The organism is Kribbella sp. NPDC005582 (assembly GCF_040605415.1).
Classification (GTDB): Bacteria; Actinomycetota; Actinomycetes; order Propionibacteriales; family Kribbellaceae; genus Kribbella.
Window position 1 is genome coordinate 1,201,861 of the sequence record NZ_JBEXCU010000002.1, and the last position, 21,263, is coordinate 1,223,123.

The following is a 21,263-nucleotide window of genomic DNA, read 5'->3' on the forward strand; positions in this document are numbered from 1 at the left end:
AGCTAAGTATTAACCTCCTCTAACACTTAGCGCAAGGGCTAACTATCAAGCGACTGACGGTGAACGATCGAACACCGGCAGTTCCGGAGCTGCCGGTTCCGAAGCCTGGCCGGTTCGAGATTTTCTGCGTTCTCATGGGGATTCCTCGCCGGTCCCCGGACCGGCGTCCGCCCCGAGAGAGGACCATCCGTGAGGCATGTCAGACGAAGGATTGTGGTGACGGCAGCGGCTTCGCTGTTCGCCGTCGCCGTCGCGATCTCGCCGTGGGGAGTCGCCGCCGGCGCCGCCCCCGTGGCCGGCAAGGCACCCGCAGCCGCGCCGACCGTTGCCGACGACGAGGTCGTCGTGGTCGAGCGGAACGCGTTGGGCGCAGTCACCAGCGTGACCCGGTACGAGCCCGCCGGGCCGGCCGAGAAGCTCCGCGCCGAACTCCGCGCCAAGGGCGTCCAGGGCGTCGTACCGGCTGGGCAGACGATGGGCCCAGCGCAGATCCTGGCCTGTTCGCCCTTCGTCGGTACGGCGGCCGCATGGTGCAGCCACGCCTGGGCGTACAACCAGTTCAACGACCCGCAGATCTACTTCCTGGACCACACCCCGGCCGGCTACCCGGTCACTGCCGCGGTGAACGACTGGTACCAGTCACCGGGGATCGACTCGTACTACCGGTGGTACACCCAAGGTTGCCCCGGTAACGGCACGCACTGCGTGCACGTCTACGCGGTCAGCAGCGCGGACTCCTGGTACGGCCTGACGACGTGGGCGCCGAACGCTCCGTCCGGCCCGGCCAAGGTCGAACTCAACACGCGGCTGCTCACCAACACCACGCAGCGCGCCAAGAGCACCTGCCATGAGCTGGGGCACGCCCTCGGCCTCGACCACAACTCGTCCACCAACAGTTGCTTGAAGAGCGGGACGGTCGCCGCGGGCTGGAGCACCCACCCGTCGAACGACGACTTCCAGGTACTCAACCAGCTCTACCCGAAGCCCGGCACGTAAAAAATGACGAACCCCGGGTGGCCGATGGGCCGCCCGGGGTTCTGCCGTTCCATGGCTCAGTCGCGCGTGAGCTTGCGGTGCGTCACGCGGTGCGGGCGGGCCGCCTCCGGGCCGAGGCGCTCGATCTTGTTCGCCTCGTACGACGCGAAGTTGCCCTCGAACCAGAACCACTTGGCCGGGTCCTCGTCGGTGCCTTCCCAGGCCAGGATGTGGGTCGCGACGCGGTCCAGGAACCACCGGTCGTGGGAGACGACCACAGCACAACCGGGGAACTCCAGCAAGGCGTCCTCGAGCGACTGCAGTGTCTCGACGTCCAGGTCGTTGGTCGGCTCGTCGAGGAGCAGCAGGTTGCCGCCCATCTTCAGCGTCAGCGCCAGGTTCAGCCGGTTCCGCTCACCGCCGGACAGGACGCCGGTCGGCTTCTGCTGGTCCGGGCCCTTGAAGCCGAACGAGGCGACGTACGCCCGGCTCGGCATCTCGAAGTTCGCGACCTTGATGTAGTCGAGCTCGTCGGAGACCTGCTGCCAGACCGTCTTCTTCGGGTCCAGGCCGCCGCGCGACTGGTCGACGTACGAGATCTTGACGGTCTCGCCGAGCTTCAGGGTGCCCGCGTCCGGCGTCTCCTCGCCGACGATCATCCGGAACAGGGTCGACTTGCCGACGCCGTTCGGACCGACGATGCCGACGATGCCGGCCCGCGGGAGCGAGAAGCTCAGGTTGTCGATCAGCTTGCGGTCGCCGAAGCCCTTGTCCAGCTTGCTGACCTCGAGCACCGTGCTGCCCAGCCGCGGACCGGCCGGGATGTTGATCTCGTCGATGTCCAGCTTCTTGGACCGCTCGGCCTCGGCCGCGAGCTCCTCGTAGCGGGCCAGCCGGGACTTGCTCTTGGTCTGCCGGGCCTTCGCGTTCGACCGGACCCACTCGAGCTCGCGCTCCAGGATCTTCTGCCGCTTCGCGTCCTTCTGGCCCTCGACCACGAGGCGCTGCTGCTTGGTCTCCAGGTACTTCGAGTAGTTGCCCTCATACCCATACGTCTTGCCGCGGTCCATTTCCAGGATCCACTCGGCGACGTTGTCCAGGAAGTACCGGTCGTGGGTGATCGCCAGGACGGCGCCCGGGTACTTCTGCAGGTGCTGCTCCAGCCACAGCACGGACTCCGCGTCCAGGTGGTTGGTGGGCTCGTCGAGCAGCAGCAGATCGGGCTGCTGCAGCAGCAGCTTGCAGAGCGCGACCCGGCGCCGCTCACCACCGGACAGGTTGTCCACCAGTACGTCGGCCGGCGGGCACCGCAGTGCGTCCATCGCCTGCTCGAGCTGCGCGTCGACGTCCCACGCGTTGCGGTGGTCGAGCTCGGTCTGCAGGTCACCCATCTCGGCCAGCAGCGTGTCGTAGTCCGCGTCCGGATCGGCCAGCTCGGCGGAGATCTCGTTGAAGCGGTCGAGCTTCTGCTTGGTGTCGCCGACCCCCTCCTCGACGTTCTCCAGCACGGTCTTGCCCTCGGTCAGCGGCGGCTCCTGCAGCAGGATCCCCACCGTGGCGTCCTCCGCCAGCCGCCCCTCCCCGTTGGAGGGCTGGTCGAGCCCGGCCATGATCTTGAACAGGGAGGACTTGCCGGTGCCGTTCGGCCCGACCACGCCGATCTTCGCCCCGGTCAGGAAGTTCAGCGTGACATTGTCGAGGACGACCTTGTCGCCGAACGCCTTCCGGACGTTGCGAAGGGTATAGATGAATTCCGCCATACCCCAGAGCCTATGCGCTCGGCACCACCCGAGCCCAACCGGTTGTCCACAGGCCTGAACTCGGGCCTGAATTCCGGGCCGATCGCGTGCATCTTCTCCGATGACACCGCGATCGAAAGGACAGTGGCCACGATGAGCGAGACCTACGTGACAGTGCAGGGCTGGGTCGGCAGCGAGCCCCAGTTCAAGGAGGTCGGCGGCCGGACACCGACGGCGACCTTCCGGGTCGGTTCCACCCCACGATGGCAACAGCCCGACGGCGCCTGGACCGATCGTCCCACCACCTGGTTCAACGTCGAATGCTGGCGCACCCTCGCCCAGAACACCTTCGAGTCCATCCACGTCGGCCAGCCGGTCATCGTCACCGGCCGCCTCCGCACCCGCGAGTGGACCACCGACGCCGGCGAACTGCGTTCCCGAGTAGTCCTGGACGCCGTCTCCGTAGGCCACGACCTCTCCCGAGGCACCACCGTCTTCACCAAGTCAGCCCCCCGCGCCGAAGCACCCTGGCCCGACCAACTCCGCCACGACACCTCCGACTCCGCCCCCAGCGACGCCAACAAGGTCGCAGCGTCCACCGGCGCACGGTTCACCGGCGAAGCATCCACTGACGCGACGTCCACTGGCGGACCCGACACACTCGCAGCGTCCGCCGGCGGAGCCAACACAGTCGCTGCATTCCCTGGCGCGCCGTCCACCGGCGCAGCCGACACAGTCGCAGCGCTGCCCGGCGCAGCGTCCGCCGGCGCAGCCGCCGCCGGCGCCGCGTCCACCTCGGAGCCCGGCCTCGGCGCGCCTTACCCGCCCGACGAGTTCACCACGACCACCCTCCCCCTCACCCCGACCACCCGGGAGGCCGAGGCCGCATGACTATGTCAGGCTTGACTTATATAAGCGCCGACCGGCATTCTGGGCGCCATGATCGACATCCTCGAGCACATCAACGCCGTCCAGCGGGAAGTCAGCCGGACGGGCGAGACCGTCAGCCTGCGCATGCGTCGCGAGTACCGCGCCACACCCGACGAGCTGTGGGACGCACTGACCGACCCAGCCCGGCTGGCCCGCTGGTTCTGGCCGACAACCGGCGACTTCCAGGTGGGCGGCAGCTTCCAGCTGCAGGACATGGCCGGTGGCGACATCCTCGAGTGCGAGCCACCCAAACGATTCAAGGTGACCTACGGCGGCCCGAACAGCTTCCTGGAGATCAGGCTGCACCCGGCAGCCGGCAACTCGACCAACCTCGCACTGGAGCACGTCGTGACGGAGATCCCGGCCCCTGGCGCCGGCGGCGCGCTCTACGTCGGCCCGGGCTGGGACGGCGGCCTGCTCGGCCTCGCCCTCTACGTCACCGGCCTGCCGGACGACTTCAACCCCGTCACCTTCGCCAACTCGCCGGAGATGCTCAAGTTCAACGAGCAGTCCGTCCGAACCTGGCTGCAGGTCGTCCGCGACTCCGGCACGACCACCGAGGAGGACGCACTGGAGGCCGCCAAGGTCTCCATGGCCCAGTTCGCTCCGGGCGTCGAGCTCTAAGCCAGCTCAACCACCACCGAGCGGGCTCCCGGTCAGCGCCAGCGCTCCTCCGGGATGCCGGCTCGCTGGTTGTGGTGGTCGAGCAGTGTCGCCAGGAGGTTCGTCAAACTCGCTCGCTCCTCGGCCGACAGCGGTGCGAGCAGTTCGTCCTGGCTGGCCGCGAGTCGACTCTCCAGACGCCGCAGGTGCCGCTTGCCCGCGGTGGTCAGCGAGATGACATTGCGGCGACGATCCGAGGGATCGGGCGCCCGCTCGACAAACCCGAGCTCGGCCAACTCGTTCACCGTCGCGACCATGTCACTCAGATGAATGCCGCTCCGGCGCCCCAGCGACGCCTGGCTGGCCGGGCCGAAGTCGTCCAGCGTCGCCAGCACGCGGTAGTGGTAGCCGCGCGCACCGACGGACGAGAAGCCGTCGACCACCAAGCGACCGGCGTGCTGAGCGGTTTGGCCGAGCAGCCAGGTAGGCATTCCCGCCCATCTGGGCGCCGCGTTCCCGGAGTCCTCCATCCAAGGAGCATAGCGAATCGTTCGGACGCCGAACGATCATGCTATCGTTCGGAGCACTAACGTTAGTCACCCGAACGTTAGTCCCGCACCCTGCAGATGGAGTGACACCCATGATCGAGCCGTTCCGCATCGACATCCCTCAACCCGACCTCGACGACCTGGCCGACCGGCTGGCGCGCACCCGCTGGCCGAACGAAGTAGCCGTCGCCGGGTCCGACTACGGCTTCCCTTTGGCGCGCCTCAAGGAGCTGGCCGACCACTGGCGTGACGACTACGACTGGCGCAAGCACGAGGCCGCCCTGAACGAGCTGCCGCACTTCCGGACCGAGATCGACGGTCAGAACATCCACTTCCTCCATGTCAGATCTCCGCGACCCGATGCGCTCGCGGTGATCCTGACCCACGGCTGGCCCGGTTCGTTCCTGGAGTTTCTCGACGTGATCGAGCCACTGTCCCGCGACTTCCACCTGGTGATTCCGTCGATCCCGGGTTACGGCTTCTCCGGGCCGACCCACGAGCGCGGCTGGGACATCAACCGGATCGCGCGGGCCTGGGCCGAGCTGATGCAGCGCCTCGGATACGAGCGCTACGGCGCACAAGGCGGTGACTTCGGTTCCGGGATCTCGATGGCGCTCGGAGCGGTCGACCCCGAGCACGTGGTCGGCGTCCACGTGAACTACCTCCCGACGCGTCCGAACCCAAACGCCGGGCTCGACCTGTCCGACGTCGACGAGGCTCGCCTGGACAAGATTCGGCACCTGATGACGAATCGGCCGCCGTACCAGGCGTTGCAGGCGCTCACACCGCAGACCATCGGGTACGCGTTGACAGATTCGCCGGTCGGTCAGCTGGTCTGGATCGCCGAGCGCTTCGCTCAGTGGACGGATCCGCGCTCGACCATCACCGACGAGCAACTGCTCACCAACGTCGCGCTGTACTGGTTGACCGCCACCGCGGCTTCGTCGGCACGACTGCACCACGACACACCACGAGGGGCGCAGCCGTGTCCGGTCCCGGTGGGAGTCGCAGTGCTCCCGCACGACATCACCCAGTCGGTGCGACCGCTGGCCGAGCGGCTGTACGACATCCGGCACTGGTCCGAGTTCGAGCGCGGCGGCCACTTCGCCGCGATGGAGGTGCCGGAGCTGCTCGCTGAGGACATCCGCAGCTTCTTCGTCGGCCTTGGCCCCGTTGAGCTAGGAGACCAACGGTATGAGCCGCTGGTCTCCTAGTGCAGGACAACTAGCCGCGGGCGACCGCGAGGGTGTCGCGGCAGGTGGTGTAGGCCTCGAGCTCGGCCCGGGCCGGCGCCACAACGTGGCTGTCGGCAACCTTCTCGAGCTCGCCGCGCAGCGCCTGCTCGGCTGCACGGGCCCGCCGCGCGGCGCCGCTGACGGCAGCCAGCCGGCAGAGCACCGCGAGGCCGAAGCCAAGAGCTGCACCACCGACCAGCATGATCCATGCGTAGGCGATTCCACCCGCACCTGGCAGCGGCACGTCGCCGCCGGCGATCCGTGCCACCAGCGCGGCGAGCAACCAGGCCGCACCACCCAACGCCACCAGGAACAGCAGCCACTGAACGAACTTCGCGGCATTCCACCATCCCGGGTTGGTGGTGTTGCCGAGGTCCGTCCGGGCTACCGCTTGGTCGAGCTCGTCGCCGAGCGACTCCTCACGACGTCGGATCGCGGTCCGGACCGAGTCGGCCCAAGGCCGCGACAGACCGGCGGAGGCGCGATCGGTGATCGTGCGCACCGCGCTGTCCATCCGGGCCCGCTGCACCGGAGTTGCCGCAGGCAACGAGATGCGCGCGCTGGCGACCTCGCTGGTTGCCGACTTGCGCAACGCCTTGCCCTGCTGGCGGGAGACCTCGTCCAGCTGCAGCCCACGGAGCGGGTCCGGCCTCATCCGCCCGATCCACTTGGTCAGCGGCCAACCGGTCGCGGCCTGCGCGCGCTGCAGGTAGGACCGGCGTACGGCGTCGACCACCACCGGCAGGCCGCTCGCATCCGAGAGCGCCTCGACCAGTTCCGTGACGTCGGCGTCGGCGATCTCCGGAGTCTTGGCCGTGCCGCACTGCTTCGCCATCCGCTCCGCGACGCGATCCACGTCGGCAGCGATCCGCTCCTTGGCGGAGCGCTTGTTGCTGACCCGCTTGACCAGCAGGCCGCGCACCTCGTCCAGTCCGTCACCGCTGACCGCCGAGGTCGCCACGACGGTCGGCGACTTGAGACCGTCCTTCTTCAGCAGGCGCTCGAGGTCCTCCAGGCAGCTCTTCCGCTGATCCGGCGTGAGCTTGTCGACGTGGTTCAGCGCGAAGACCATCACCCCGGAGTGCGAGGCGTAGGGCTTGATGTAGCGATCGTGCAGCGCCGCGTCGGCGTACTTCTGCGGGTCGACCACCCAGACCAGCATGTCGACCAGTTCGACCAGCCGGTCGACGATCAGCCGGTGCTCCACCTCGATCGAGTCGTGGTCGGGCAGGTCGAGCAGGATCAGGCCGTCGAGGTCCTCCGACTGCGCTTCCTCCAGCGAGCTACGGTGCTGCACCTGGTGCCGGCGCGGGATACCCAGCCAGTTCAGCACCTCGCCGGCCGGCTCCTCGCCCCAGACACAGGCCAGCGGCATCGAGCTGGTCGGGCGCCGGGTACCGATCGCAGCCAGGTCCAGGCCGGTCATCGCGTTGAACAGCGACGACTTCCCGGACCCGGTGGCGCCGGCCAGCGCGACCACGGTCAGCTCGCCCGACATCCGGAACCGCTGTCCGGCCCGGTCGACGATCTGGGTGGCCTCGCTCAGCACCACTGGGTCGAGCCGGCCCTGGCCCGCGGCCTTCGCGAGAGCGTCGATCTTGGTCAGGACGTCGGTCGCACCCCGAACCGGGCCACTGACCGTCTCCGTCGTTTCCGTCACGTGCAGTCCTCCACCGCGCGCGCGGCCTCGGTCAGTTGCCTGGCAGCCTCGGGATCGACCGGATGCTGGTCGAGGACAGCCAGATACCGGGCGAATTCGGCATCCATCAAGGCATGAACCTTACCGTCAAGATCCTCGCGCGACTTCGATACCAGGGTCTGTACGGCCGCGTCGCCGAAGACCGCGGTCAGCAGCTTCTGCCCGACGACCGCGCTGCCGACCCCGATGCTCATCTCGGCGCCGGTCGGAATCCCGGCGTTCTCGGCGAAGAGGACCACCATGACCGACAACGACAGACCGTTCACGCCGGCATCCAGGATGCGCGCCGCGAGGCGCTTCTCGGTTCCGACCGTGCGCACCAGGTCGAGCACCCCGGCCTGCCATTCCCGGACCGCCCGCTCCGCATTCGCCTTGAACTGGGGAGACATCGAACCCAGGTCGATCTCGGCATCCGCATCGGCTTCAGCTGTCGGGTCGGCCGGGGTCCCGGCCGCAGCGAGCAACTGGCGTCCGGCGGGCGTCGCCTGCCAGATCTTCTCCGCGCGCTCCGCAGCCGCCTCGGCCTGCTCGACCAGCAACGACGACAGTCCGGACTCGATCGCGTCGTTCAGATCGCGCGTCGGCATCGCGGGCGTGCCGATCGACTTCTTCACCTTGTCGCGCATCTTGCCCGAGTTGCCCTGCAGGCCCTTCAGCAGCTCGCCCGTCCCGACGAACTCCTGCCAGCGCGCCAGCACCTCACCGCGCAACAGCGTCGCGTCCTGCGTCGCCGTCTTGAGGTCCTTGACCGCCTGCTCGTACGCCGCTTCGACACTCGTCCGGAGCTCGATCGCCGTATCACCCTGCGCACGCACCGCCGCAGCGAACGGCGGCGTCGTCTTCACCATCGACGTGACCGCGCCATGCAGCGTCCGGCGGACAACCGCCGCCCGCCCCTCGGCATCCGCGGCCAGGTCCACCAGCCAGTCCTTGATCGAGGCAACCGTCTCGGCCGGCAGCATCCCGTTGCCATCGACAACGGTCTCCTTGATCGAGAACAACGGCGAATCGCCGAGTCCCCGCTCCAGCAGCATCTGCGCCAGGTGCCCGGTGATGTCGTCGATCGTCTCCGCCGGCGCCCGGTCCAGTACGACGGCAACCGCCGTACTGCGATCCGACGCGCTCTGCAGGAACTCCCACGGCACCGCATCCGAGTACCGCGCGGCCGTCGTCACGAACAACCACAGGTCAGCAGCCGCGAGCAGCTGCGTCGCGAGATCACGGTTCGCCTCGACGACCGAGTCGATGTCCGGCGCGTCCAGAACAGCAAGCCCACGCGGCACGGTGTCGGAAGCAACCAACCGCAACTGCCCCGGATCCTCCATACCGCCAGGGCTCTCCGCGGTAGTCCGCGCCATCCCCGGCAGTACCCGATCACCGATGAACCAGTCCGCATCAGCCGGGTGATGAATCAGCACCGGCGACCGCGTCGTAGGCCGCAGCACCCCCGGCTCACTGACAACCTTCCCGATCACCGAGTTCACCAACGTCGACTTCCCAGCCCCGGTGGACCCACCCACCACCGCCAGAATCGGCGCCTCGAGCTGCACCAACCGCGGCAAGATGTAGTCATCCAGCTGGTCCAGCATCGCCTTCTGCTGCTGCCGAGCCTCATCAGCCCCCACAACATCCAAAGGCAGCCGGCTCCCCGCCAACGCGCCCCGCAACTTCATCAACGAGGTAATAAGCGCCATAGCAGCCTGCTCAGCCGCCAACCGCTCCGCCAGCTCCTCCGCACTAACCTCAACCTCAGCCGACTCCTCGGAGTCACCCTCAGCATCCTGCGCTACATCCGACGCCTGCGGCTCTTCATCGGACGCCGCATCAGCACCGCCGTCGGCCACCACAGCCTGAGCCTCAGCAGCATCCGCCGCAGCGTCGTCGGAGTCACCCTCAGCTTCCTGCCCAGCAGCCCCCGACTCCTCGCCCGACGCTGCCTCAGCATCAACCGACTCTTGAGCGCCGCCCGCAACCGCCTCTACCTCGACAGACTCCGCGGCCTCACCCGTGTCCTCGGCGGACTCCGTACCAGCGTCCTCCGGTACCTGCTCGCCATCGGCCACCGCGTCTACCTCGGGTGCGTCCGCGGTCGCCGAGCCGTCGGAGCTGCCCTCGGCATCCTCGTTCACAACCACCGGTTCCCCGGCAGACGCGACGGCACCCGGCACCTGCTCACCGTCGCCGGCAGCATCCTCCGCAGACTCTCCGACCTCGCGCTTGGGCTTCTGCTTGGCACGCTTGTTCGCGGCCTTGGGCGCCGGCTCCCCAGCGACGGGCGACTGCTCGCCCGCAGCTACCTCGGCCTCCACCGTCGTCTCGTCGGCAACCGGCTCCGCAGCGTCAGCAGGCTCGACCGTCTCGGCAGCTGCACCGGACGTCTCCGCGTCCTCCGTCGACTGCTCGGCCTCCGCAGCGACGTCCTCGGCAGCAGGCTCTACAACCTCCGCCGCAGACTCATCACCCGCAGAAGCCTCCCCGACAACCGCCGTACCGACCCCCGCCTCATCGGCAGCAGACTCCTCAGCAGTGCCTGCAGGACCCTGCTCATCGACCTCGCCGGACACCGCGTCCTCCGAGGCCTCTACCTGCTTGTCAGCCTCAGCCGGCACAGCCTCGTCCAAGACCTCAGCCTGTACGTCGCCCTCAGCGGGCGCCGCCTCGTCCAAGACCTCCGCCTGTACGTCGGCCTCAGCGGGCGCCGCCTCGTCCGAGACCTCCGCAGGCTGTTCAGCATCCGCGGCTGCCGTGTCCTCTGTACCGTCGGCTCCGGCCTGCCCTGCCTCACCCGAAGCCTCCGCAGGCTCGTCGGCCACGGCAGGCGCCGCCTCGCCCGAGTCCTCCGTCGGCTCGTCGGCCTCGGCGGGTGCTTCCTCGTCCGGAGCCTCCGCCGACTTGTCGGCCACGGCAGGTGCTTCCTCGTCCGGAGCCTCCGCCGACTTGTCGGCCACGGCAGGTACTTCCTCGTCCGGAGCCTCCGCCGACTTGTCGGCCACGGCAGGTACTTCCTCGTCCGGGACCTCCGCCTGAGGCTCGACCTCGTCCTCGATCGGCTCAAGTCCTGCGGACTGGACGGCAGCCAGCTCCTCGGCGTACGCACGAGCCTCGTCGAGCTCTATCGCCGAGCCATCAGCCACCTTGGGCAGCCCGACGATGATGTTCCCGTATTCGAGCGGGAACCCGTCCGGCGACTCATCCGGCTCGTACACCACACCAACAGTCGGCCGCGGCCGCTCGTCCTCGACCTCCGCGACCGTGCCCTGGTCCTGAGCGGTCGCGTCTTCGCCCCCAGCTGCCGTGTCTTCGCCCTTGGCGGCTCCGCTTTCGCCCTTGGCGGCCGTGTCTACGTCCTTCGCGGCCGTGTCTACGTCGTTGGCGGCTTCCTCAGGCTTGGCTCCCGCGTCCTTGGCATCAGTCGCGTCCTCGGCCCCAGCAGCCGCATCCTCGGCAGCCGCATCGCCCGCGTCAGCGGTTACGTCAGCGCTCGCCGCGTCGGCCGAACCGTCAGCCGCGTCAGCGTCCTCGACGGAGCTCTCCCCTGCATCCTTCGAGCCGCCACCAGCGGGCTCGTCGCCATCAGCAGAGCTCGCCTCGGCGTCATCCGCCGTCACACCGCCATCGGCCTCAGACTCGTCGGCACCGCCACCCGCGTCCTCGGCCGACGCATCAGCCGCCTTCACGGCACCGCTAGCACCGGTCTCGTCAGCCTTCGCGTCCACGCCACTCTTATCGCGAGCACTCGGCACCGTCTCAACAGCCGCAGACTCACCCGACTCCGTCGACGCAGCAACGTTCGACGGCTCACTCGGCTCAGGCTCAGCGGGCTCCGCTACCGGCGCAGGCGTGGCCGGCTCGGGGGCCGTCTTGCGCCGGCGACGGCGCCAGAAGCCCTTGCCCTTGGCACCGGCCTCGGACTGCGCGATCAAGTTGGCCAGCTCCTGGGCAGGCTGGTCCTGGCCCGGAACCTGTGGCTCCGGACCTTCACCAGCTGCTGACTTGATGTCAGCCACGGCGTCCGTCCACGAGCACAGAGTGCCCGGTCGGACAGCACAGAAGCAAAGTCATCGTCATCCCCGTTTGGCGGCGTGGACGGGTGGCAGTCACTGCGATGGTGGATACGGACCGTATCCTCCCGGCGATCCTTGCGGACCAGCGGGTCCCGATGGGTAACCGGGCTGGCCCGCTGGGTAACCGGGTTGCCCCGAGGGATACCCCGACGGAGGCGCTCCGTAACCACCTGCTCCAGGCGCTCCCGCGCCAGGCCCACCAGCTCCCGGTACGCCGGCCCCCGGCCACTCGCCCTGGCCACCCGGCCCCGGCTGCGGCGCTCCCTGACCACCGGCACCATAACCACCAGCACCGGGCTGCGGCGCGTAGTCACCAGCTCCCGGCTGAGGCGCTCCGTAACCGCCAGCTCCGGGCTGCGGTGCACCGTAGCCCGGAGCACCGGGCTGTGGCCCGTAGCCGCCGGGCCCCGGTTGAGGCGCTCCGTAACCACTAGGCCCCGGCGCGCCCGGCCCGCCCGGAGGCATCGCCTGCGGGAACGCCGGCATCGGCGGGAACGGAACACTGGCCCGGCGGGACCGCAGTTCGTCGAGCAACCGCTTCTCCTCCTGCAGCGCCTCCGGCCCGATCACCTGGCGGACGATCTTGTCCCGCAGGTAGGCCAGGTCGGTCGCGTTCGCCTGGAACGCCTTCGCGGCTGCTTCCGCCTGCCCGCCGTACCGGCGAGCGTTCTGACGGAGCGCCTTGCGCCCGCGCATCGTCGCGATCAGCGGTACTTCCGGAGCGACCAGCCAGCCGAACCGCACGTAGTCGTAGAGCCGCGAGGCGATCATCTTGCCTTCGCGCGACCGCAGTACCAGCGCGAACGCCACCATGCCGAGGAAGATCGGCACCATCAGCAGGAAGTAGGCGACCAGGAAGCCGGTGCCCTCGGCCCAGCTCGCGGACGCATTCCAGGCGGCGTGCGCCAGGACAGCGGCCAGGTAGCCGACCACCGGCGCCAGGTACCGCACCGCCGTACTGCGATGGCGGACGGCGATCCCGATGCCGATCGCAGTGAAGGAGGTGAAGAGTGGATGCGCGAACGGCGACATCACGCCGCGCAGGACGAACAGCACCAGGACACCGCGCAGACCCGCGTCGCTACCGGCCTCGTGCGACAGCTCACTGAAGATGCGGCCGTAGTACAGGATGTTCTCGGTGAAGGCGAAGCCGACACCGACCATGCCCGCGTACACCAGGCCGTCGATGATCCCGTCGAACTCCTTGCGGCGCACCAGCGCCAGCAGCAGGATGACGGACCCCTTGGCGAACTCCTCCACCGGCGGCGCCACGAAGATCGCCGACCGGTCGCCGCCGGCGCCGGTCTCGGCCAACTGCTTCGCAACCTCGGTGTTGATGAAGATCGCGACCAGCGTCGCGATGAACGCACCCCAGCAGAGCGCGAACAGAATGTACTTCGTCGGCTCCGGTTCGTAACGGTCCAGCCAGAGATAGAGCCCGATGACCGGGATCACCGGCACCATCGCGAACGCCATCCCCCACGTGAACCCGCCCGCACCGGTCGAGTCGGCCACGATCGCGAAGATCGCCAGCCCCGCGATCGCCATCAGCACCGCGATCACGATGCCGATCAGAACCCGGCGGTTCCGCCGCTGCCCGGGCACCGGATGATTCCCGAGCACGTTCGGCTGTGGATACTGTCCGCCGGGCGGGTACGCCGACGCCGCCGCGGGCTGCGGCGACCCGGCCGGGCCTGGTGAGGGGTAACTCATGCCCGCAGCCTAGTTGGATCCCCGACCCGACGGCAGAACCGCCCACGCGGCGTTACCGTGATGGAACGACAACCCTGTACTTCGACGCCACGCCCAGTAACCCGGCAGCGCGATCACCCGCCCATCTGACAGACTCTTCCTGGCATGCGCCAGTAGCTCAGCTGGATAGAGCGTCGGACTTCTAATCCGTTGGTCGCAGGTTCGAGTCCTGCCTGGCGCGCAAACTACCCTCTGACCTGCTGGAACGCCCGCAAGTCACCCTCGCGAGCTCCTGCGTCGCACTGGACGAAGCCACGAGCCGGAAGTACTGACAGCTCCCGAGCGGGTCCGTCCCGGCTCGGGCCCCTCGTCGTTCTGAACGCATCGCTCAACGGAGCGTAGTCCCAGCCGGCACCAGGTAGTTCCTCGTACGACGATACGAAACGGAGTGGCGACTCGACTTCAGAAGCGACGAGGGTCGATGAAGGCTGCGTCCGCGTACGGCGTTTCGCCGGTGGCCTGTTGGGCGAGGAGTTCGCCGAGGCCGGCGGAGTGCTTGAAGCCGTGGCCGCTGTCGCCGCCGGCTACCACGACGCGGTCGCCGTAGCGGCCGACCAGGAACTGGCCGTCGGGTGAGTCGGTCACCATGCACGGGAGCACCTGGACGGGCGCCGGGTCGAGGCCGGGGAAGGCTTGGCTGACGGCGGACGCCAGTACGGCGATGTCCTCGATGGGGCGGATGGAGCGGTCGAGGTCGTCGGCGGCGAAGCCGGTGATGTGCGAGTGGGCGCCTTCCAGGCCGACCTTCACGGCGAAGCCGTTGTCGGAGCCGTGGCCCCACAGGCCGCGGCCGTCGGCCAGCTCCCAGATGAACGACGGGAAGTTCGCGAGCCGGAACGCCTCTGAGTCCGGGTCCTTCGGCGCGAACCAGAACATCGGCGTACGGCGGGGTGTCAGCGGCAGTTCGGGGAAGAGCGTTCCCAGCCAGGCGCCGGCGCAGACGACCACCTGGTCGGCGTGGAACTCGGTGGTCGGCGTGCGCACGATCACCTCGTCGGCCCGCGGCTCGATCGCGGTCACCATCGTGTGCGGATAGACCTCGGCACCGAGTCGGCGCGCCTCGGCGACATGGGCGCGGACAGTCGGCTCGGCGAAGCAGATGCCCGCACCGGGGTCCCATACGGCGACGTCGCCGGGCAACAGGCCGCCGTACTGCGGGAAGCGCGATTGCAGCTCGTGGTGCGACAAGGACGTGGTGGCCGCTCCCGCTTCAGTTGCGGCCCGCAGTGCTCCGCTGACCGGTCTGCTGCCTGCAGCGCCGACGTTGAGCGAACCGGTCTGCCGGACGTACGTCTCACCGGTGCGCTCCCCCAGCTCGGTCCACAGCTCCAGAGACTTCTGTGCGATCGCAGTCAGCCCCGGGTGCTCCATGCAGGCAACCCGGAACAGCCGAGTCGTCCCGTGCGACGAACCGAGCGGGTGACCGATCGCCTGCCGCTCGATCCCCACCACCTTCACCCCGCGAGCAGCAAGCCGCCACAGAGCCGCCGACCCGAACGCACCGAGACCGATCACGATCACATCTGTCCGCATGCGGACCAATATCGTCGCTCCCGCGGCACCAGACAATCGCTGTGGGCTGAAGCTACTCGGGGCGAGGCGTGGCGATGATTCCGTTGATCAGCATGTCGACGGCCCAGCGACGGCGCTGGGCCGGTGTGCCGGAGAGCAGGTCGGTGCCGTGTTGGTGGAGGTGCGGGAACTCGTCGGCAGAAGCGCTGGTGAGTGTTTCGGTGAGGCGTTGCCAGTCGGCCTCGGCGTTGGTGTCGACGGCGTGCTCCGCGGCGGTCGCGGTGGCTGTCTGCAGGAGGTAGTCCAGACCCCAGGCCGCCTGGCCGGCAGCCACACCACCAGCGGCGAGCAGTCCGAGCAGGGTCTCGATCAATGCGAGGTAGTTAGGCCCGTCCGGGCGAGTGTTGAGCGCGGATTGCGCGAGGCTGGGATGTGCGAGCAGCAGATCGGTATAGCTCGCCAGGACCTGCTGCAGCGCCTCACGCCAGTCATCCACGTCCTGCGCCGGAGTCAGATCAACCTGCGCCAGCAGGCGATCGAGAATCGCCGCGTGCAGCTCATAGGTGTTGGCGACGTAGACATACAGCGAAGCCGGTCCCGTATCGAGCTCCTGCGCGAGGCGACGCATCGTGACTCGCCGCAGACCTTCACTCTCCATCAGGCGCACTGCTGCGTCGACAATGCCCTCGCGGGTGAGTGCAGGTTTGGCGGGACGCTCCCGGCGGCTCAGCGCTGGCATGTCGCCAAATTACTGCACTACTCGCTGAAGAACTTGGTCAGCCGCTCCAAACCATCCGGAGCGAACATGGTCTCCAGACTCTCCGCCGAGGCAGCCGCACTGGCCTCACTGCGCGAGAACAACTCCCCCTCGTACGCCGCCAGCCCAGCCCCGACATCACCCGGGTGAGCGGCGAGCGCCCGGCCGAGCTCGGCGCCGTCGTACATGGCCAAGTTCGCGCCCTCACCAGCGAACGGCGACATCAGATGAGCAGCATCGCCCAGCAGCGTCACACCAGGGGTGGGCTCCCACCGGTGTCCGACCGGCAGCGCGTGAATGCGGCGCGGCACCAACGCACCATCAGCTTCGGCGATCAACCCGCGCAGCCCCTCGTCCCAGCCCTCGAAGTAGCCGAGGACTGTCGCCTTCGCGGCCACTGGGTCGCTGAAGTCGACGGTGTCGAGCCAGCCCTTGTCCACCTTCAGTCCGGTGTAGACGTGCAGGCTGCCGTCGGTCTCGCGGTGCCCCAGGATCCCGCGCTCCTCGCCGAGGCAAATGAAGAAGCCGTCCCCGATGACCGCCGCGCTGTGCGGATGCCGACTGTCAGCATCCAGCAGGTCCAACTCGACGAAGGAGATGCCGGTGTAGCTGGGCTGGGCATCCGACAGCAGCGGCCGAATGCGTGACCAGGCACCATCGGCTCCGATCAGCAGGTCGGTGGTGATCGCCGAACCGTCGGCGAAGCTGGCCTCGTGCCGTCCGTCGCCAAGTGCCCGCGCACCGACGACCTTCTTGCCCCAGTGGATCGCACCGTCGCGAAGCGAGTCCAGCAACAGCTTGCGCAGGTCACCGCGATCGACCTCCGGCCGCCCACCGTCGCCGTCATCGGCCCGCGAGACCTGAACAGTCCCATCGGACCCCACCAGCCGCATCGCCTCCCCGCCGACATGGATGATCTTGCGGAACTCGTCGTACAGACCCGCGGCGCGGAGCGCCTGCTGGCCGTTCTCCTCGTGGATGTCGAGCATGCCGCCCTGCACCCGCGTCTCCGCCGACGGCTCCAGCTCGAAGAGCGCGGCGTCGATTCCGTTGACCTGCAGGACCCGCGCGGCCGTCAGACCGCCGAGCCCCGCGCCGATGATCGCAATGGGGTGATGTGTGCTCATGTCGTCGACTGTAACGAACATGTTCGTTACGAACAAGTTCGTCAGCGCGCCGAGCCGAAGGTGAAGAGGCGGTGGCCGACCTCCAGCGGCTGCTCGGGACCGACGTACCGGTGGACGCCGACGCCGTACCCGGCATCGGGCGCAGACAGGTACAGCCGCTCGAACCTCGCAGCCTCGAACCACGAGCAGATCGTCGGCGCGAGATCCGGAGCCTCCCGGTGCCGAGTCCAGATCAGCACGGCACCCGGCTTGCAGAACTGCGGACAGAACGCGATCGTCCGCTCGATATCCGCATCCGAGATGTTGCCGAAAATGCCGCAGGCGAGCACCAGATCGGCAGGCACGAGACCGACGTACTGGTCGGTGAGCGACGCATCACCCGTCACCACCTCGACCTGGTCAAGCCCAAGCTCCCGTACGGCGTCGCCCGCGACCGCGGTGTTGCGAGGATCAAGCTCGACAAGCCGAGCCCGTACGTCGGTCCGCCGCGGATGCTCAGCCAGCACCTCAATGAGGTCCCGCCCTTGCCCGGCACACAAACTGACCGCTGTGAGCGGCCCAGCCGGAGCATCGGACAGAGCAGTCCGGATGTGACCTTGTACGTCGGCCAGTCGCCGAGCCAGCGGCGTACCGGGGTTGTCGTAGTCGTTGTGCCACGCGGACCAGTCCACTTGCACGTCCTCTCTCAGGGAACTCCTAGGGAGTTCTTAGTGCACGCACGGGGCTAGGCGGGGAACCCGCTCGTCTAACGAGTATTGGCAGGCGAGGGAAGGGCAGTGGCGTGGTAGCGATGAACTTGGCGGTCGTAGGCGCCGAGGAACAGATCCGGTACTCCGGAGACTCCGTGGTCGTGCTGGCTGGGATTCCTGGCGCCGGCAAGAGCACACTGCTGCGCCGGCTCTACCCCGAGGGCGAAGACCACGGCGGCGTCCGGGTCTTCGACTCCGAGCGTCTACGCACGCGGTGGATGCGAGTGCTCGGCGCTGTCCCGTATTCCTACTGGCGCCCGCTGCTACACCTGACCTACTACGCGCAGGTGCTCAGTGCGATGCACAGCGGTCCCATGGTGATCCATGACTGCGCTACGCGCCCCTGGGTACGGCGCCTGCTGGGCTGGCGCGCGCGGCGTGCCGGACTGCCACTGCACCTGATTCTGATCGACGTACCGGGTGAGGTGGCGCGGGACGGGCAGTGGGCGCGCGGACGCGTCGTACGTACCGCGAGCATGGAGACGCACTGCCGCCGCTGGCCGCAGCTACTCGCCAAAGCGACCGAGAACCCGGGCCAGGTGATCCCGGGTGCGCGGTCTGCGATCGTCCTGAGCCGACGTCAGGCGGGTCGGCTGCAGGCGATCACCTTCCGCTGACGACACCCGAAAACTGTCGGTGGCGCCTGATTGGCTTGAACCAAGCGATCGGGAGGGGTGACCGTGAAGGTTCGAGTCGGGCGTGAGGCGCTCGCTGAGGCGGTCGGTTGGGTGGCCAAAGGGCTGCCGAGCCGGCCGAGTGTGCCGATTCTTGCCGGGATGTCCGTCGAGGCAGCCGACGGGATGCTGACGGTGTCCGGGTTCGACTACGAGAGCTCGGCACAGGTCGGCCTGCCGGCCGATGTCGGCGACGACGGCCGGGTCCTGGTGTCGGGCCGGTTGCTGGCCGGCATCTGCCGGGCCATGCCTGCGGACACCGTTGATCTGCAGGCGGAGGGCGCGCGGGTCATAGTGTCCAGCGGCAATGCCCGGTTCGCGCTCCAGACGCTGCCGCTGAGTGAGTATCCGCCGTTGCCGGAGCTGCCCGCGGCCGGCGGCGTGGTGAGCGGTGAGGTCTTCGCGCGGTCGGTCGCTCAGGTGGTGAGCGCCGCGGGGCGGGACGACACAGTGCCGGTCTTCACCGGCGTTCGGGTCGAGATCCGCGGCCCGGTGATCACGTTGCTGGCCACGGATCGCTACCGGTTGGCGGTTCGCAGCTTCGCCTGGGAGCCGACCGATCCGGAGATCGAGGCGGACGCGCTCGTCCCGGCGAAGGTGCTGGCCGACCTGGCCAAGACGATGGCCGGTCACGAAGTCACCCTCGCGCTCGGTTCAACTCGTACAGGGGACGGGTTGATCGGGTTCGAGGGTGCCGGCCGCCGAGCCACCAGCCGGTTGATCGACGCCGAGTTTCCCAAGGTGCGCAAGCTGATTCCGGCACCGGCCGCGATCACGAGGACTGTCACCGTGGGCACGGCCGCACTGATCGAGGCGGTGAAGCGCGTCTCCCTGGTCGCTGAGCGGACCTCGCCCGTGCGCATCACCTTCGTCGACGGGACCGCAACGCTCAGCGCGGGCAACGGTGAGGAGGCCGAAGCCACCGAACCGATCGAGGCCACCCTCACCGGTGACCCCCTGGCGACCGGCTTCAACACCAGCTATCTCCTGGATGCGCTCAGCTCACTCGGCACTCCCATCGCACACTTCGCCTTCACTGAGCCGACCAAACCGGTCAACGTGACCGGACTCCAAACTTCCGACGAAACGCCGAGCGACGACTCGGCGTACATCGTCGTCCCGCTCCGAGCGGCGGGCTGATGTCAAGATGACCCGAGTGCCTCCGACCGGCAGGTGACAGCCCACTGAGCCAGGGAGCATCGCGATGGAGTTCGAGCGCCACTGCCAGTTGATCGTCGAACAGGCGGAGCTGCTGGCCGGTCACCTGAACACGAAGCCACAGCTGGGTGCGGCGGTGCCGTCGTGCCCGGGGTGGAACGTCGGCCAGCTGACCCGGCACGTCGGTGGCGCCCATCGCGAGGCGACCGTGGTGGCGCGCACCGGCGAAGCGCCGCCGAACGATCAGTTCCGCGACCCGACGCATTGGTACGGCACTCCGGCCGAGTGTGCCGCGGCCGATGTCGCCGGGCTCGGTCTGTGGCTGACCGACGGTGCGCACGAGTTGTCCAAGGCACTACTCGAGTTCGGTCCGGACGTTCCGATCGCGATGCCGATCCAGAACCCGACGACTCGCTTCACCGCGCGCCGGATGTGCCACGAGACTGTGATGCACCGCGCCGATGCGGCACTCGCGCTCGCCGTCCCGTACGTCCTGGATCCCGAGCTGGCCGTCGACGGCATCGACGAGTGGATGGAGCTCTGCGCCCTCCCCCTGCACTTCGAGGTCCATCCCTGGATGCGCGAACTGCTCGGCGCCGGCCGCACCCTCACGTTCGAGGCCACCGACCTGCCCGCACGCTGGTACGTCGACCTGACCGGCGAGGCGATTCGCTGGCACCACAACGACGAGCCGGCCGCCGTCACCATCCACGGCCCGGTCACCGAACTCCTGCTGCTGCTCTACAAACGCCGCCCCGCCCACGGCGCAGACCTCGAGATCCACGGCGACACCGAACTGCTCTCCTACTACCTCGACCGAGTCAGCTTCGGCTGACCACCGGTTGGCCGCCACCGACGAGGGCTGCAATCGCGTCGGCGATCTCGGCCGAGCGTTCTTCCGGAAGGAAGTGGCCGCAGGACAGGACTTGGGTTCGGAGATCAGGCGCCCACGACGACCAGATCTGTTGTGGGTCAAAGGGAAGCTCGACATCGCCGGGATCCTGCCAGCAGGCCAGCACCGGCATCGCGAGAGTCCGCGCGGCAGACTGATCCCGCTGATCCTGGACGAGGTCGATGAACGCACTGGCCCGGTAGTCGTCGCAGATCGCATGGATGGCCTCGGGACGCCGTACCGCAGTGAGGTAGTGCTCTCGCACATCAGCCGCGATTGCATCCGGCACTTTGGTCCACACGTCGAGGAAGTGACCGAAGAACGTGTCCGGATCCGCGGCGATCAGCCGCTCCGGCAAGTCACTCGGCTGGGCAAGCAAGTACAGATGAAACGCGAACACACCGGCCGGCCCCTGCAAGGCCGCCCAGTTGTCCACCGTGGGAAGGATGTCCAGCACACCAAGCCGAGTAACAACACCGGGATGGTCAAGCGCCGCCCGGAACGCGACCAACCCACCACGGTCGTGCCCGGCCACCGCGAACTGCTCATGCCCGAGCTCGCGCATCAACGCCACCAGGTGCGCAGCCAGAACCGACTTGCCAAAGGCCTCAGGACCGGGTCCCAGCCGATCGCTCTCTCCATATCCAGGCAGGTCCGGACAGATCACCCGGAACCTGTCGGCCAGCCGCGGAGCCACCGCCCGCCAGGTCCGTCTGGTCTGCGGAAAGCCGTGCAGCAGCAGGATCGGCAGGCCGTCACCACCGATGTCACAAGCGATGTCATGCCCATCGATGGTCACCATGCGAGTCTCGAACGATGCGCTCAAGGTCGTCATACCGCCAACCCTGG

General features: G+C 68.3%; 17 protein-coding genes and 1 tRNA gene. 8 read left to right on the forward strand and 10 right to left on the reverse strand.

Translation table 11 applies throughout. The annotated features are described in order from the left end of the window. Window positions 1–216 precede the first annotated feature (216 nt). Entirely contained in the window at window positions 217–996 is a 780-nt protein-coding gene (locus tag ABZS29_RS17320) for a matrixin family metalloprotease (protein WP_355462927.1), read from the forward strand. Window positions 997–1,052: 56 nt separating this feature from the next. Here the strand turns inward: ABZS29_RS17320 and ettA are convergent, their stop codons facing one another. Next, window positions 1,053–2,735, reverse strand: coding sequence for an energy-dependent translational throttle protein EttA (gene ettA / locus ABZS29_RS17325; RefSeq protein ID WP_355462929.1), 1,683 nt, complete (start codon window positions 2,733–2,735; stop codon window positions 1,053–1,055). 132 nt (window positions 2,736–2,867) lie between these two features. On the opposite strand from ettA, the gene ABZS29_RS17330 reads away from it, so the two are divergent. Together ABZS29_RS17330 and ABZS29_RS17335 are read left to right on the forward strand one after the other, a co-directional pair. Beyond that, window positions 2,868–3,605, forward strand: a complete 738-nt coding sequence (locus ABZS29_RS17330) for a single-stranded DNA-binding protein (RefSeq protein WP_355462931.1) — start codon at window positions 2,868–2,870, stop codon at window positions 3,603–3,605. Window positions 3,606–3,653: 48 nt separating this feature from the next. Continuing rightward, window positions 3,654–4,268 carry an SRPBCC family protein gene (locus tag ABZS29_RS17335; RefSeq protein ID WP_355462933.1) on the forward strand — a complete coding sequence of 205 codons (615 nt, stop codon included), beginning with the start codon at window positions 3,654–3,656 and terminating at the stop codon, window positions 4,266–4,268. A gap of 32 nt (window positions 4,269–4,300) precedes the next feature. On the opposite strand, the gene ABZS29_RS17340 is transcribed toward ABZS29_RS17335, so the two are convergent. Next, on the reverse strand, window positions 4,301–4,738 hold the full coding sequence (locus ABZS29_RS17340; protein ID WP_355462935.1) for a MarR family transcriptional regulator: 438 nt from the start codon (window positions 4,736–4,738) through the stop codon (window positions 4,301–4,303). 149 nt (window positions 4,739–4,887) lie between these two features. Between ABZS29_RS17340 and ABZS29_RS17345 the strand changes: the two genes are divergently transcribed. Further along, on the forward strand, window positions 4,888–6,009 hold the full coding sequence (locus ABZS29_RS17345; protein ID WP_355462936.1) for an epoxide hydrolase family protein: 1,122 nt from the start codon (window positions 4,888–4,890) through the stop codon (window positions 6,007–6,009). Between the two features lie 10 nt (window positions 6,010–6,019). Here the strand turns inward: ABZS29_RS17345 and ABZS29_RS17350 are convergent, their stop codons facing one another. The 3 genes from ABZS29_RS17350 to ABZS29_RS17360 form a co-directional block, all read right to left on the reverse strand. After that, window positions 6,020–7,690, reverse strand: coding sequence for an ABC transporter (locus tag ABZS29_RS17350; RefSeq protein WP_355462938.1), 1,671 nt, complete (start codon window positions 7,688–7,690; stop codon window positions 6,020–6,022). After that, complete coding sequence (locus ABZS29_RS17355; protein ID WP_355462940.1) at window positions 7,687–11,736, reverse strand: AAA family ATPase; 4,050 nt, start codon at window positions 11,734–11,736, stop codon at window positions 7,687–7,689. The genes ABZS29_RS17350 and ABZS29_RS17355 overlap by 4 nt, the downstream gene beginning before the upstream one ends. Before the next feature lie 90 nt (window positions 11,737–11,826). Then, the gene (locus ABZS29_RS17360; RefSeq protein WP_355462942.1) at window positions 11,827–13,506 is read right to left on the reverse strand and encodes a PrsW family glutamic-type intramembrane protease; all 1,680 of its coding nucleotides are present in this window, start codon (window positions 13,504–13,506) and stop codon (window positions 11,827–11,829) included. Window positions 13,507–13,652: 146 nt separating this feature from the next. On the opposite strand from ABZS29_RS17360, the gene ABZS29_RS17365 reads away from it, so the two are divergent. After that, window positions 13,653–13,726 (forward strand) — tRNA-Arg (locus tag ABZS29_RS17365). Window positions 13,727–13,947: 221 nt separating this feature from the next. Here ABZS29_RS17365 and solA read toward each other — a convergent pair. From solA to ABZS29_RS17385, 4 genes are read right to left on the reverse strand one after another with little or no spacing between them, the layout of a single operon-like run. Beyond that, window positions 13,948–15,078 carry an N-methyl-L-tryptophan oxidase gene (gene solA / locus ABZS29_RS17370; protein ID WP_355462944.1) on the reverse strand — a complete coding sequence of 377 codons (1,131 nt, stop codon included), beginning with the start codon at window positions 15,076–15,078 and terminating at the stop codon, window positions 13,948–13,950. A gap of 52 nt (window positions 15,079–15,130) precedes the next feature. Then, window positions 15,131–15,796, reverse strand: a complete 666-nt coding sequence (locus ABZS29_RS17375; protein WP_355462946.1) for a TetR/AcrR family transcriptional regulator — start codon at window positions 15,794–15,796, stop codon at window positions 15,131–15,133. 17 nt (window positions 15,797–15,813) lie between these two features. After that, a complete protein-coding gene (locus ABZS29_RS17380) occupies window positions 15,814–16,941 on the reverse strand; it encodes an NAD(P)/FAD-dependent oxidoreductase (RefSeq protein ID WP_355462948.1) in 1,128 nt (375 codons plus the stop codon). Between the two features lie 41 nt (window positions 16,942–16,982). Continuing rightward, window positions 16,983–17,612 (reverse strand): class I SAM-dependent methyltransferase family protein, encoded by a 630-nt coding sequence (locus ABZS29_RS17385; protein WP_355462949.1) that lies wholly within the window; start codon window positions 17,610–17,612, stop codon window positions 16,983–16,985. Window positions 17,613–17,731: 119 nt separating this feature from the next. Between ABZS29_RS17385 and ABZS29_RS17390 the strand changes: the two genes are divergently transcribed. The 3 genes from ABZS29_RS17390 (at window position 17,732) to ABZS29_RS17400 (ending at window position 20,357) form a co-directional block, all read left to right on the forward strand. Beyond that, window positions 17,732–18,307, forward strand: coding sequence for an AAA family ATPase (locus ABZS29_RS17390; protein ID WP_355462951.1), 576 nt, complete (start codon window positions 17,732–17,734; stop codon window positions 18,305–18,307). Window positions 18,308–18,370: 63 nt separating this feature from the next. Continuing rightward, window positions 18,371–19,504 (forward strand): DNA polymerase III subunit beta, encoded by a 1,134-nt coding sequence (dnaN, locus tag ABZS29_RS17395; RefSeq protein WP_355462952.1) that lies wholly within the window; start codon window positions 18,371–18,373, stop codon window positions 19,502–19,504. 64 nt (window positions 19,505–19,568) lie between these two features. Beyond that, window positions 19,569–20,357, forward strand: a complete 789-nt coding sequence (locus ABZS29_RS17400; protein ID WP_355462954.1) for a maleylpyruvate isomerase family mycothiol-dependent enzyme — start codon at window positions 19,569–19,571, stop codon at window positions 20,355–20,357. Here the strand turns inward: ABZS29_RS17400 and ABZS29_RS17405 are convergent. Then, window positions 20,344–21,249 (reverse strand): alpha/beta hydrolase, encoded by a 906-nt coding sequence (locus ABZS29_RS17405; RefSeq protein ID WP_355462955.1) that lies wholly within the window; start codon window positions 21,247–21,249, stop codon window positions 20,344–20,346. The genes ABZS29_RS17400 and ABZS29_RS17405 overlap by 14 nt on opposite strands. Window positions 21,250–21,263: the final 14 nt, after the last annotated feature.